This is a genomic window from Nostoc sp. FACHB-280 (assembly GCF_014697615.1).
Classification (GTDB): domain Bacteria; phylum Cyanobacteriota; class Cyanobacteriia; order Cyanobacteriales; family Nostocaceae; genus Nostoc_B.
On record NZ_JACJSD010000024.1, the window covers coordinates 40,235 to 53,619 of the forward strand.

12 protein-coding genes are annotated in these 13,385 nt (G+C 40.5%); 7 read left to right on the top strand and 5 right to left on the bottom strand.

The annotated features are described in order from the left end of the window. Nucleotides 1-42 precede the first annotated feature (42 nt). Complete coding sequence (locus H6G75_RS18185; protein WP_190590752.1) at nt 43-456, bottom strand: AbrB family transcriptional regulator; 414 nt, start codon at nt 454-456, stop codon at nt 43-45. Nucleotides 457-892: 436 nt separating this feature from the next. Here H6G75_RS18185 and H6G75_RS18190 point away from each other — a divergent pair, with 436 nt between their 5' ends. The 6 genes from H6G75_RS18190 (at nt 893) to H6G75_RS18215 (ending at nt 5,754) form a co-directional block, all read left to right on the top strand. Next, on the top strand, nt 893-1,336 hold the full coding sequence (locus tag H6G75_RS18190) for an RrF2 family transcriptional regulator (RefSeq protein WP_190590751.1): 444 nt from the start codon (nt 893-895) through the stop codon (nt 1,334-1,336). Nucleotides 1,337-1,414: 78 nt separating this feature from the next. After that, nucleotides 1,415-2,374 (top strand): adenosylcobinamide-phosphate synthase CbiB, encoded by a 960-nt coding sequence (cbiB, locus tag H6G75_RS18195; protein WP_190981415.1) that lies wholly within the window; start codon nt 1,415-1,417, stop codon nt 2,372-2,374. 46 nt (nt 2,375-2,420) lie between these two features. After that, the gene (gene pyrR, locus H6G75_RS18200; RefSeq protein WP_190981416.1) at nt 2,421-2,957 is read left to right on the top strand and encodes a bifunctional pyr operon transcriptional regulator/uracil phosphoribosyltransferase PyrR; all 537 of its coding nucleotides are present in this window, start codon (nt 2,421-2,423) and stop codon (nt 2,955-2,957) included. A 52-nt stretch (nt 2,958-3,009) separates the two neighbouring features. Further along, entirely contained in the window at nt 3,010-3,639 is a 630-nt protein-coding gene (locus H6G75_RS18205) for a PAP/fibrillin family protein (protein WP_190981417.1), read from the top strand. 73 nt (nt 3,640-3,712) lie between these two features. Continuing rightward, nucleotides 3,713-3,904, top strand: a complete 192-nt coding sequence (locus H6G75_RS18210) for a hypothetical protein (protein ID WP_190981418.1) — start codon at nt 3,713-3,715, stop codon at nt 3,902-3,904. 479 nt (nt 3,905-4,383) lie between these two features. After that, the gene (locus tag H6G75_RS18215) at nt 4,384-5,754 is read left to right on the top strand and encodes a cytochrome P450 (protein WP_190981419.1); all 1,371 of its coding nucleotides are present in this window, start codon (nt 4,384-4,386) and stop codon (nt 5,752-5,754) included. A gap of 353 nt (nt 5,755-6,107) precedes the next feature. On the opposite strand, the gene H6G75_RS18220 is transcribed toward H6G75_RS18215, so the two are convergent. The 4 genes from H6G75_RS18220 to H6G75_RS18235 form a co-directional block, all read right to left on the bottom strand. Continuing rightward, complete coding sequence (locus tag H6G75_RS18220) at nt 6,108-6,755, bottom strand: TetR/AcrR family transcriptional regulator (RefSeq protein ID WP_190981420.1); 648 nt, start codon at nt 6,753-6,755, stop codon at nt 6,108-6,110. A 658-nt stretch (nt 6,756-7,413) separates the two neighbouring features. Continuing rightward, nucleotides 7,414-9,342 carry a response regulator gene (locus tag H6G75_RS18225; RefSeq protein ID WP_190981421.1) on the bottom strand — a complete coding sequence of 643 codons (1,929 nt, stop codon included), beginning with the start codon at nt 9,340-9,342 and terminating at the stop codon, nt 7,414-7,416. Further along, the gene (locus H6G75_RS18230) at nt 9,308-9,805 is read right to left on the bottom strand and encodes a response regulator (RefSeq protein ID WP_190981422.1); all 498 of its coding nucleotides are present in this window, start codon (nt 9,803-9,805) and stop codon (nt 9,308-9,310) included. The genes H6G75_RS18225 and H6G75_RS18230 overlap by 35 nt, the downstream gene beginning before the upstream one ends. A 300-nt stretch (nt 9,806-10,105) precedes the next feature. Beyond that, a complete protein-coding gene (locus H6G75_RS18235) occupies nt 10,106-12,559 on the bottom strand; it encodes a PAS domain-containing protein (protein ID WP_190981423.1) in 2,454 nt (817 codons plus the stop codon). A 256-nt stretch (nt 12,560-12,815) separates the two neighbouring features. On the opposite strand from H6G75_RS18235, the gene H6G75_RS18240 reads away from it, so the two are divergent. Beyond that, a complete protein-coding gene (locus H6G75_RS18240; RefSeq protein ID WP_190981424.1) occupies nt 12,816-13,292 on the top strand; it encodes a molybdenum cofactor biosynthesis protein MoaE in 477 nt (158 codons plus the stop codon). The last annotated feature ends 93 nt before the right edge of the window (nt 13,293-13,385 follow it).

Here is a 13,385-nt window from a genome sequence, read left to right on the forward strand (position 1 = left end):
CTATTGACTCTTGACTCTTGACTTTGCACTCTTGACTATTTATTATGCTGAGGCTTCGATTTCCTCAATACCTTCTCTGTCTTCTGGATCTACTTGACGCAGGCGAATGTGTTTCTTACCTAAAGTGATCAGAAACTCATCACCAGGCTTGAGATTCATTTGTTTTGTGTAAGCAGAACCAATCAGTAAGTTACCGTTGGATTGCACACTAATCCGATAGCTGGCACTGCGTCCGCCTCGTCCATTTGCATTCGGCGCACTATCTAATTGAATGCCTTCAGCATCAATGAGAGCATTCAAAAATTTCATCATATTGACACGCTCTATACCATTTTTGGTCACGGTATAGTAGCCGCACTCCTTAGCTTTTTCTTCTTTGCTAAGGTTCTCTAGCTCTTTGACTTTTTTGAGCAGATCCTCCCCAACTAGGGGTTCAATTTTTTTCTGTTTAGGCATCAACTTAGGTTGAAAATGAATGGTTGAAGTAGTTGAATCGATTTTATTTTAGCTGAGGTTGAGTTGATAGGAACAAAATTCATTCGTTTTTATATCAACCTAGCCAAGTATATTACAATCCTAGCCAGAATTGTTGCACAATTATCAATAATGTCAAGACAATCTATTGTTTATATATCGACAATGCTGATGGATATATATAGTTTGGAAAAAACTGCTAAACTATAATTGTTTAAGTTTTTTAAACTAAGGCAAAAAAGTTTATCTACTCAGTCAGCTTGCTTCTGGGAACATAAGATGATAAGCAACCCTGATTTTTAGTCAATAATCCATAGTCCACAGTCAAAGGCAAAATCTATTTATTAGTAGTTTTCTAACTTGTGACTATTGAGCATTGACCATTGACTATTGACTTTTGACGCTTGACTAAAAAATAATGAAACTAACTACCAAAGGACATTACAGTGTCAAAGCATTGCTAGATTTAAGCTTACAGCCAGATTATGGGCCGGTATCTGTCAGAGCGATCGCTCAACGTCAAGATATTCCTGCACCATACCTAGAAAAGTTACTAATAGAAATGCGTCGGTCGGGGTTAGTTAAATCAATTCGGGGCAGCATTGGTGGCTACCAACTAGCAAGAGAACCCAAAGAAATCTCCATCGGACAAATATTAGAAGCCGTCGGTGAAACCATTACCCATATTCCCGATCGCCACCCAACACCAATACAAGCAGAAGATTGGGTAACATACACTCTCTGGCAAAGACTTAACCAAAAACTTAAAGAAGCTTTATACAGTATTACCTTGGCTGATCTTTATTACGATGCCCGCAGTTGGCAAGCATCTTTAGGAGAAGAAGCAAGTTTTGTGGTTTAGTCAATGGTCATGTGTCATTAGTCATTGGCAACACTCCAGACAAATGACTGATGACAAAGGACAAAGGACAAACAACAAATGACATTAATCATCGCCGCAATTTTAGATTTCTTAATAGGTGATCCTTGGGGTTGGCCGCATCCAGTCCAAGTCATGGGATGGATAATTTCTCGGTTCACAAAATTTGCATTATCGATATGTCAAAATTCCATAACACAAAGAATCGCGGGAATTGTCCTGGCGATGATTTTAATTATTGGTAGTGGCGGCATCGGCTGGTTAATGATTCGAGTTGCTCACTGGTTACATCCAATATTGGCCATAGTTATAGAAAGTATTATCTTGGCTAGTTGTTTTGCCTTGAAAAGTTTACGAACCGCCGCCACCGATGTTTTACAACCTTTAATTGCGGGTAATTTATCCCAGGCGCGTCAAGCTTTAAGTAATTATGTTGGTCGAGATACCCAAAACCTTTCAGAAGCAGAAATTTTGCGGGCTGTGTTAGAAACAGTCACCGAAAATGCCACCGATGGAGTCATGGCTCCATTGTTTTATGCTGCTGTTGGTGCTTGCGTGCCGAATTTAGGTGCAGTTCCTTTGGCTTTAGCCTACAAAGCCAGCAGTACCTTAGATTCAATGGTGGGTTATAAAGAAGCACCTTACACTTATATAGGTTGGTTTAGCGCCCGGTTAGAAGATTATTTAACTTGGCTACCTTGTCGCTTAACTGTAATTACCTTGGCACTGTTATCGCGTAAACCATTGCATGTTTGGCGGATATGTCGCAGAGATGCTGTTTTAGATCCCAGTCCCAATTCTGGTTGGAGTGAATGTGCTTATGCGGCAATTTTGGGTGTGCAGATGGGTGGGATAAATTGGTATCGGGGTGTGGCGAAATCAAAACCCTTGTTAGGCGATGCCATTTACCCAATTACGCCGACTAGCATTGATCAAGCTTTGCAACTAACGCGCTACAGCTTTTTATTGTGGTTAGGAATAGCGATCGCTATACTATTCTTGCTGCCAAACAGGTCATGATAGAAGTAATCAGTCAATTGACTATTGACTATTAACCAAACTTTTTATGTGTGCAAAAGTAGTTGAAATTCTCTCATCAGAAGATTTACGGCGTACCTTAACTCGCTTGGCTTCCCAAATTGTCGAGCGATCGCGCGATTTATCGCAATTGGTACTTATGGGTATTTATACTAGAGGCGTACCCTTGGCAGAATTACTAGCACGGCAAATTGAAATCCTAGAAGGTGTAAGCGTACCTGTAGGAGCCTTAGATATTACTTTTTATCGAGATGACCTTGACAAAATTGGCTTGCGGACTCCCGCTAAAACCAACATTCCCTTTGACTTAACTGGAAAAACCGTCGTCTTGGTAGATGATGTCATTTTCAAAGGTAGAACTATTCGCGCTGCTTTAAACGCTGTGACTGAATATGGTAGACCGGAAATTATTCGTTTAGCAGTGTTAGTAGACAGGGGTCATCGAGAAGTACCAATTCAAGCAGATTTTGTTGGTAAGCAATTACCCACCGCTAAAGAAGAAGTCGTCAAAGTTTATTTACAAGATTTAGATGGGCGAGATGCAGTGGAGTTAATTGGAGATTAAGTCAGTTCTGTACTGTGGAGTCGAAGTATCAAGTAAAGGAAGGTTGTAACCCTTGACTAATCAACTCTTATCAAAAGAAAAATTGCAAGCATCACTCCAGAATATCCAAACCAACAGTGATGGCTCTCCCATAACCAATTTGCAGCTAGACAAAACTACAGCCGCAGAAATTGAACAATTAACCACAGAACTAGAAAGCGTTAATCCTTACCCTCATCCGCTTGTATCTGCGATTTCTTTGCTAGATGGCGCTTGGCAATTGCAATACTCCACCGCCAGAGAAATTCGTTCTTTAGCTTCCTTACCATTAGGCTTAAAGGTAGGTAGAGTTTATCAAGTGATTGATGTTGCCAATCAAAGATTTTTCAATTTAGCTCAAGTTAAACATTCTCTGGGGGTAGTATCGGGATACGTAAGAGTCACAGCTAATTTCGAGCCTGTAGACAACAAACGCATCAACGTCTATTTTGACAAACGCTACCTATCAGTTGAGAAGATTATTGGTATTAACACTCCGCAACTCAATCCATTTAAGGTGATTCCCGCTAACAATCCTGCTGGTAGAGTCGCCACCCTTGACATTACTTACCTGGATGAAACCTTAAGAATTGGACGTGGCGGTGATGGTAGTTTGTTTATTCTGACTAAATCTGAGCATTTACCAGAAGGCTCAGGAGATTGAATTTTGTAGAAGCGATCGCATTTTTGCCTGTAAATAGTTTGATAAAACAAAGGTAGAGTTCGAGCTACCACTAATGACTACTACCAAAATTCATTTAGTTGTTGCCATTCATCAGATGATTCTGTTGGTGTTTTACACAGAGATTGATTCCTGGCAGTTTCGGTTGATTAGTCCTGGTGGAGCAGTTTTTGGTGAGCGCAAACTTTACTTTACACCCGAAGCGGCGGAGAAAGCAGGGCGGGAGTGGATTCAACAAGGCTCTTAATCCAGAAACCCTTACACTCTACACCCAGTCTCAACAGCAAACAGAACAATAGCTCTACCTGAACCCCTAGCAGGTAGATTCTGCACTGTGTTCTTGAGAGAAAATCTGTAAATCATTGATTTTTGTAATCTTGGGATTTTTAGTATTACTTATATAATACAATTATATTACAAAACTGTCTACTCTAAATAGCTTTGCAAGTAACTGAGGGTGAATCGCTTCATATCATCCGCAGAGGGAGCAGCACCTCGACTTCGCTCGGCGACCGAAAGCAGGGGAGAGGGTTTTGAAGTGTCTGCACAGATTGACCGAATCATAAGTGATTACCCAGAAATGATATGACTCATACATAATCTCCAGAGCAGAAATAAATAAACGAGGATTACTCACATTTTTGTTGACAAAATATGAATGATACTCATATTATCTAAATATGAGCGATGCTCACATAAATAGTCAACTTAATGGAGTCTCTGACAATGAGCCAAGATTTACTGACTCTACCCCATCCCCATCCTGTAAAAGCTTTGGAAGAATACAGCCGCGATCGCCTGGGATTTATGCAACGCTGTACCCAAGAATATCAAGGCATCGTACCTTTGAAATTTGGTGATGAATGGTTTTGTCTGTTGGCTAATCCCGACTACATTACTCAAGTGTTAAAAGACCGGATGTTGTTTATCAAAGCCAAAGACATACAACAACTAAGCGGTATTTTAGGTAATGGCTTGTTGAACAGTGAGGGCGATTTTTGGTTACGGCAAAGACGACTTGCCCAACCCGTCTTCCATCAACAGCAGATTCACAGCTATGCTGCGGTAATGGTGGAATATACCCAACGAATGTTAGAAACTTGGCAAGATGGAGAGGTGCATGATGTCCATGAAGCCATGATGCGCTTGACGCTTAACATCGTGATGAAAACCCTGTTTGATCAGAATGTAGAGGATACCGCCGCAGGAAGTATTGCCCATACTCTGGATGTAGCCATGAACTGGGTTGAATATCAAGAAGCGAAGAATGTGATGGGGGCATTAACGGAAATTGGAGAACTGCAATCACTCAGTGCAGATATGCCTCATGAGGAGATAGATCAACGTTTGCAAGAAGCGATCGCTCTATTTGACGAAACAGTGTATGCAATCATTCAGCAGCGTCGCGCCAATGGCACAACCGGCAAAGATTTATTAGGAATGTTGATGCAGGTGGAGGATGCAGATGATGGTAGCCGTATGACTGATAAACAATTGCGAGATGAAGCCGCAACATTAATTTTGGCAGGACATGAAACCACCGCCAATGCCCTGTCTTGGACATGGATGCTATTAGCCCAAAATCCCCATATCCGGGAAAAACTCAATGCAGAACTGCAAACAGTTTTGAACGGACGCACACCAACCTTGGCTGATTTACCCCAGTTAACTTACACCAATTGGGTGATTAAAGAATCTATGCGGTTGTATCCCCCTGCTACCGATATTTCACGGGAAGCAACCCAAGATTGCGAAATTGGTGGCTATTTTATTCCCAAAGGAACAACCTTAATTGCTAGTCAATGGGCGATGCACCGAGACGCGCGTTATTTTTCTGAACCAGAATTGTTTCAACCAGAACGTTGGGCTAATGACTTAGAAAAACAGTTACCCCGTGGTGTGTATTTCCCCTTCGGTGATGGGCCTCGCGTTTGTATTGGTAAGAGTTTTGCCGTGATGGAAGCGGTGTTATTGTTAGCAACCATCGCCCAAAAATTTCAACTGGATCTCGTTAGTGATCAGCACATTGAACTTCAGCCTTCGATTACACTCCGCGCTAGACACGGCATTAAATTTGTCTTGCAAGACGCTGCATAGAATTTACTTTAAGTTATGAGAAGTTGGTTGCGGTCAGATACTCGACTTCTTGAAGAAATTGGGTATCTATTTCCCTCTAATGTTGTGAAGGAGATGCAATGATGAAGGAATTAATCGAGCAAGATAAGATTATTTCAAGCAATCAAAATAATTCCGAATCTCGTTGCTGCTTTAGCAGACTGGATTCAACTCAATACGCCACGGGTGTTGGATGCAAGAAAGAAGGTAGAGAGATAGCTTTTTTGCTAGTCTGCTCCATTATTTTTAGCTGGTACTGAATATCATTAAGGCCGCAGAGGAAGCAGAGGAGAGGGTTTTAAGGTTTCTGCACAGATTTATGGAATCATCACTGATTAACCGGACATAATATCAGATGGAAAATAGCTGTGCAGATAACTTAACGCCAATCGTTTGGTTTCTGCGACCAATCGCGGTCGAAATGTTTTTTCTTGACTGAGGGATAGCCATAGTAATGTGCCGATCGCTTTGACTAAAATAAAGGCGATCGCTTCATAGTCTGCCGTCTCCAAACCTGTTGTACGTTTAGCTAATAGACTCGCTAAATCTTGCATTAGTTGAGTATCCATCACCTCTTCGACGGCTTGTAATTCGGGCATTGTACCCTGTAGTTCCATAAAAATGGCGAAGTAACCAGGATTCTCTGAGAAATGCTGCTCGGTGATATCAATTAATTTTTCTACCAGAACATCTAAGGGCAGATTTGCTAATTCAGGATTATCAAGTACCGCCAACTTTTGATGGATATTTTCTTCATGACGCAAAGCGATCGCCTGCATGATTGCAGACTTATCAGGAAAAAATTGATAGAGTGACCCAATCGGGACTTTAGCACCAGAAGCGATCGCATTGGTTGTGGTTGCCGCATAGCCTTGAGTAATAAAGAGTTCTTCCGCTACATCCAAAATTCGATTGACTCGCTCTTGACTGCGTGCTTGTCGGGGTTTGCGGCGCATTCCACCTGCTGATTGGCTTTCAGTCATAAATTACCTCCATAAATCAATATAGTTAAAGTGATGAGAGTTGATTTCTTAATTTCTGTTCTAGCTATCAAATAATGAGTAATACCATTTCACGAAAAATCTGATACAGATGTAAACCCTGAAAGGTTTACTGTATCTAAGTTTTTTAATTGCGTTAGCGAAGCGGTAGCGAACCTGCGAGCGTCATTGCGACTTGCGAATTGTGAATTGGTATAAGATTTGGGGGATTCTCCCCCACGCCCCCGATTGGGGGACGGTTGCGTCCCCCAAACCCCCTCCAAAATCACTTTTTCGTTTTTTGTTGAGTTATCATTTGCTGGTTTTGTCGTAATTTCGTTTTCTTATCTGAACCGTATTGCTCCAAAGGACTGTTTAAATAAATGAGTAATACTCATATTTTACTTGACATAAGTAATTTCTGCTCATATTGTTTAAATATGAGGATTGCTCATATATAGTGCAGATTTTGATGGAGTAATGTTGCCATGAGCCAAGATTTACAGACTCTACCTCATTCCAAATTTGTGACGGTGATCAAAGAAGACAGATACGATCGCCCTAGATTGATGCTTTGTCGTACAGAAAGAACCACTCACAATCAAAGCTACCAAAAAGCGATCGCACTGTTAGATCAAACTTTGTCTGCCATGATTAACCATCACCGAAGCGGCGGAGGGGAAGGAGGCAGAGAGCAGGGGGAGCAAGGGTTGATAAAACTAATCGCTTCTAATAACTGACTAGCTGTATAAGGTTTCGACAAAAAAGCTTTAATTCCCGCATCATAAGCGGCATTTACCTTATCACTAGAAGCCAGCCCACTGATAGCAATAATTTTGACTTCTGGGTTAATTTTTTGCAATGTGCGAATAGTAGTTAGACCGTCCATCGAAGGCATTAGCATATCAGTTAATACCAAAGAAATTTCATCTCGATGTTCAGCATATAAAGCAATGGCTTCAATGCCATCGCTGGCGGTAATTGCTTTGTAGTTATAACTTTCGAGAGATGTTTTAGTAATATCCCGAATCGCCGCTTCATCATCAACAATCAAAATTAATTCTCCATTACCACTAGGAAATACTGATTCTACTTCTTCTAAAGTTGCGGTGATTTCCTGTGCTGGCAAATATATTTTAAATTGACTACCTTGCCCTTGTTCACTGTGGACATTGATAAAACCACCGTGGTTTTTCACAATTCCTAGTACTGTCGAAAGTCCTAGTCCTGTGCCTTTACCAAGTTCTTTAGTTGTAAAAAATGGCTCAAATATGCGGTCTAATATTTCTGCGGAAATACCCAAACCAGTGTCAATTACAGAAATAACTATATACGGGCCAACTTTACAATCAAGGTGCATATTGGCATAATTTTCATCTACTACGAAATTTTCGGCAGTAATTTTCAATGTTCCCCCGTTGGGCATCGCATCACGGGCATTTACACACAAATTCATCAGCACTTGATGTAATTGCGTAGCATCACCAGATATCACCCAAAGATTTTGCGCTAATAGAGTTGTAATTTCGATAGTTTTCGGAAAGGTTTCTTTAATAATCTGCTGAATTTCAATGATTAAATGTTTGCATTGTAAAAGGGTACGTTCTCCCTCCATTCCCCGCGTAAAAGACAAGACTTGTTTGACTAAATTCGCTCCGCGTTTAGCGTTAGTGATTAATATTGGTAATAATCTCCGAGAACGTTCATCTTGTAATTGTGCTTCTAAAAGTTGGGCTGTCATTAAAATTGGTGCTAAGACATTATTCAAGTCATGAGCAATACCACTAGCTAATGTGCCAATACTTTCTAGCCTTTGCGCCCGCAAAAATTGGGCTTCTAGCTGTTGTTTTTGAGTAATGTCTGTATTGACTACTAATATTGCTTGGGGTTGTTGGGCAAAATCACGCACCAGTGTCCAACGGCTTTCGACAATAATTTTTTTATTAGCTGCTGTGGTTTGGTGTAATTCTCCTTGCCAAGAGCCATGTTTCATTAATAACCGCAGTGCTTCTTGCAAGCGAGATAAGTCTTTTTCGTGCCACAATTCTGGTGTTTTTTTACCAATTACTTCTTCTTTTTGCCAGCCGTATAAAGTTTCAGCGGCTTTATTCCAAAATAAAATTTGGTCTTCTAAATCGCGGACAAAAATTGCATCGGTGGCGACATCAAGCAATGCGGCTTGTTCGCGGATTTTTTGTTCTGTTTGTTTGCGTTCGATGGCGTAGCGAATGGAACGCTCTAATAAAGGTGCAGTTAACTGACTTTTTTCTAAATAATCAGCTGCTCCGGCTTTCATGGCTTCGATATCAATTTCTCTATCACCTTGGCCTGTGAGCAAAATAATTGGTGCAGCACAGCCATGAGCGACTGCTTGGCGTAAAAGTTCGAGTCCGTTGTGGATGCCTAAACGATAATCTACTAGATATATATCATGTTGATTTTGGGCGATCGCCTGTTTTGCATCTGCATAATTATCTATCCATGACAACTCACAGCTTGCTACTTGAAATTCCCCAAACCAATCACGAGTCAAAATATAATCATCTTCGTCATCATCAATGAGTAGAACTCTGATTGGGTTTTTCTTCATTTTTTCCTCTCACTACTGCTAGTGGTAATTCCACAATTTCAAACCAGTATTTCCCAAATGTTTCCATTAGTTCTACTAAGGCAGAAAATGTCATTGGTTTGACTATGTAAGAATTAGCACCCAAACTGTAGGTATGATGGATATTTTCTTCTGCCTTTGAGGTAGTCAGGACAATAACCGGAATTGTTCGTAGTTCTGGGTCAGTTTTAATTTCTTTTAGTACCTCCAAGCCATTTTTTTTGGGCATATTTAAGTCCAGTAAAATCAAGCCGGGACGTGGCGCAAGTGTTTTGTCAGCATATTGACCACGACGATGGAGATAATCCATCAATTCTTCACCATTGCTGACTGTATGTAAATCGATTGACAATTGACTAACCGTGATTGCCTCACGGATTAGCATACTGTCATCTTCGTCATCATCAGCCATTAAGATAGTCACGGTTGGTTGCCGACCCTTCACTCTGAATTTTCTCCTGAGATATATAGTTATTAGTATGTATTAAAGCTGGAGAAAAAATCTAAATATTCTGATATCTTCGACAGATTGTCCAAATTTAAACCATGATTTGAGGTTAAATTGCTAAACTTCTGATTTAAAGTAGATATTCGCCTCCTTGATTTATGCTTGAGCTTATATTAACTATTCTAGATTCTGGCTTTCAAGTCATCAGTTCCTATGGTTGTGCTGGGTTTTCTGGATGGATTTGTCCAAGCAAACCTATTCTTGAAGGCTAGAGGAATACCTCTGGAGGGATAAAAATCATGGAGGAGAATTAATTGGCAAATTGACAATTAATTTTGTACCTTTTCCTGGGATACTTTGGGCAGAAATTGTGCCAAAATGCCGTTCGGCGATTTTGCGACAAATAGTTAAGCCTATGCCTGTACCTTCATATTCTCGACGACCATGTAACCTTTGAAAAATTTGAAAGATGCGATCGCAATATTTTTGTTCAAATCCAATACCATTATCTTCGACGATAATTTGACAATATTCCAAACCCACAGCTAATTGCGCTGATTGATTGTTTAAATCTTGACTATATATTTTGACAATAGGTGTCACTTGTGGACGATGAAATTTCAAGGCGTTACCAATCAGATTTTGCATTAATTGGCGCATTTGCAAGGGATCAGCTTTGATTGTGGGTAAATCTGCCACTTCTATGGTTGCGCTTGTTTGTTGAATTAAAACTTCTAAATCAGACAATACCTCTTGGGTAATTTGAGCTAAACTTACAGATACAAAAGGTTGCGCTCTGGTTGTTACCCGTGAGAGCGTTAACAAACCTTCAATTAAAGTTTGCATTCTTAAAACAGCATTCTGCATTCTTTCTAAATAATCAGATGCAGCTTCTGGTAAAGAATCACCACAAGTAGTCATCAGCCGTTCGCTAAAAGTTTTAATTTTGCGTAGCGGTTCTTGTAAATCATGGGAAGCAACGAAGGCAAATTCTTGCAGTTCTTCATTAGAACGACTGAGTTCTTGGCGTTGACGAGTTTCTGTTTCCAGAATTTTGCTTTGGGCTAAAGCAATGCCAATTTGATCTGCGAGTTGTTGCAGAAGTTCAATTTCCCAGTTATTCCACTGTCGGGGATATACACACTGATGGGCAACTAATAAGCCCCAGATTTGATTTTGCAGAAAAATTGGCACCGAAACAATGGCCTTGACACCGAATTTTTGTAGTATTTCCAGATGTGGTTGTGAGATTTGTGCTTGTTCTTGGTCTATATTACTAATGGCAATAATTGTTCCCTGAGTGTATTTTAAAAGACACATTTGTCCAATCGTTGGCTCGTTAAATTCCACACTTGAGGCCATTGGTAAACCATTAACTACAGCTTCTTTCAAAATGAAGATTGAGCCATTGGAACGGATTCTTAAAATCAAAACTCTGTCTGCACGTAGTAATTTTTGTACCTCTGTGACACTAGTTTGTAAAATCTTGTCAATTTGGAGAGACTGGCGAATTTTTAAAGTGATATCAGCAAATAACTGCGATCGCAAGTTTTGCCATTGCAATTGTGCCTGTACTCGCTTACGTTCGGTAATATCCATCATAGCACCAATCATCCGCACTGGTTGACCTGCTTGGTCATGGACAACATAAGCTCGGTCTAAAATGTAGGCATAGGAACCATCATGACGACGAAAGCGGTATTCATGTGACCAAAATTGTTGCCCGCTATTGATTGCAGCCCACATATCAGTCTCGATTCTTTGTTGATCTTCTGGATGTATGCGTTCATACCACCAATTTAAATCAGCATTCAATTCTGCCAATGGATAACCAAACAGTGTTTGTACAGCTTGATTCCACCACACTTGATTGGTGAGCAAATCCCAATCCCAAATCACATCATTAGTTGCACGGGTAATAATTTGAAATCGCTCTTCACTTTGGCGTAATTCTGCTTCTGCTTGTTTACGCTTGGTAATATCTATCACTATCCCCGACATTCGCACGGGTTCCTCAGACGTGTTGCGAAAAACTACACCTTTGCTCACTAACCAGCGAATACTACCATCAGGTAAAACAATGCGAAATTCTACATCATACTCGGCATCTGTGTGAACTGCTTGCATGATTGAGATATTGACAAAATCACGGTCTTGGGGGTGAACATAGTGCAGAAAAGTTGCATATTGACCATCAAAACCACCAGATTCTAAACCAAACAGTGCTTCTTGACTGTCTGACCAACTAACTTGATTAGTAATGATATCCCAGTCCCAAGTTCCCATCCGGACAGCTTCCAAGGCAATTTTCATTTGAGCTTCTCGTAATTGCGCCTGTTGGTTTTGCTGACGTAATTCCTTGATGGCGCGAGATGCTGCTAATAGATGGCGAATTCTGTGGGATAATACCACCCATTGAATTGGTTTAGTAATGTAGTCAGTTGCACCCACAGCAAAAGCTCGCTCTACAGATGCTGGCTCATAGGCCGCTGTAATCATTAATATTGGTGTATCTTGAATATTTGGTAATTTTTGTAATTCGTTGCAACAGGTAAACCCATCCATAACGGGCATAATGGCATCTATAATTACCATATCGGGATGTAAATTAGTGTAGGTAGTAATTGCTTTGCAACCATTACTGGCTTCTACTACTCGATATCCTGCATATTCCATCAGTTGACGCAGTTGAATTCTGGTTAAATCATCGTCATCGACAATCAGAATCAGCGCCGAATCTTGATTAGTCATATTGATTAGTAATTCTTGATTAATATTCAGAATTGAAAATCAGAAACTCAAAATGGTATGACTTATACAAATTATTATCGACTCTGTGATGGGACTCATATAGGAAACCGATTTGATTTATGAAAAAATTTCAGTATGTTTATTAGCGTGCCAACACTAAAGTAGCCACTACGTAATTTGATTTCTGAACAAAATCATTACACCTAGATAAAGCCTCTTTCCTACTCCCCACTCCCTGACTCAACAAGTATCCTATATGACCACTACATTTACCGCACCAATTAAACCAAGAGTCGAAGATAGTTTTGCAATTACCTTTGCTCCCTTATCCCTTGAGGAAGTCTACGCTAAAGCAGATGCTCCAGCTAACGGCGCTGTAGTGGTGATGAGTGGTATGGTACGAAATAATACTGATGGACAACCAGTAGTCGCCCTAGAATATCAAGCCTATGAACCAATGGCAATGCGGGTGTTTTATCAAATTGCGGCTGATATTCGCACATTTTGGCCTGATGTCCAGCGAGTTGTGATTCATCACCGCATTGGACGGTTACAAGTAGGAGAAATCAGCGTTTTAGTTGCCGTAGGTTGTCCCCATCGTAGTGAGGCGTTTGAAGCCTGTCGCTATGCTATTGATACCCTCAAGCATAACGCGCCAATTTGGAAAAAAGAACACTGGCAAAATGGTTCTACCACTTGGGTAAGTATTGGCGCTTGCGAGCAAAACTGCTGAGGTAACACAGGTTGATTCTGTTGGCTATGCAAGAGTATTTAGAACAAAAAATTGCCAATATATTGCTTACCTTAGCTCACCTAAATTTAGTCT

Bases quoted from the DNA above. Each gene is read 5' to 3' on its own strand.
- H6G75_RS18185 (WP_190590752.1), bottom strand. From the start codon at position 456: ATGCCTAAACAGAAAAAAATTGAACCCCTAGTTGGGGAGGATCTGCTC.
- H6G75_RS18190 (WP_190590751.1), top strand. From the start codon at position 893: ATGAAACTAACTACCAAAGGACATTACAGTGTCAAAGCATTGCTAGAT.
- cbiB (WP_190981415.1), top strand. From the start codon at position 1,415: ATGACATTAATCATCGCCGCAATTTTAGATTTCTTAATAGGTGATCCT.
- pyrR (WP_190981416.1), top strand. From the start codon at position 2,421: ATGTGTGCAAAAGTAGTTGAAATTCTCTCATCAGAAGATTTACGGCGT.
- H6G75_RS18210 (WP_190981418.1), top strand. From the start codon at position 3,713: ATGACTACTACCAAAATTCATTTAGTTGTTGCCATTCATCAGATGATT.
- H6G75_RS18215 (WP_190981419.1), top strand. From the start codon at position 4,384: ATGAGCCAAGATTTACTGACTCTACCCCATCCCCATCCTGTAAAAGCT.
- H6G75_RS18220 (WP_190981420.1), bottom strand. From the start codon at position 6,755: ATGACTGAAAGCCAATCAGCAGGTGGAATGCGCCGCAAACCCCGACAA.
- H6G75_RS18225 (WP_190981421.1), bottom strand. From the start codon at position 9,342: ATGAAGAAAAACCCAATCAGAGTTCTACTCATTGATGATGACGAAGAT.
- H6G75_RS18235 (WP_190981423.1), bottom strand. From the start codon at position 12,559: ATGACTAATCAAGATTCGGCGCTGATTCTGATTGTCGATGACGATGAT.
- H6G75_RS18240 (WP_190981424.1), top strand. From the start codon at position 12,816: ATGACCACTACATTTACCGCACCAATTAAACCAAGAGTCGAAGATAGT.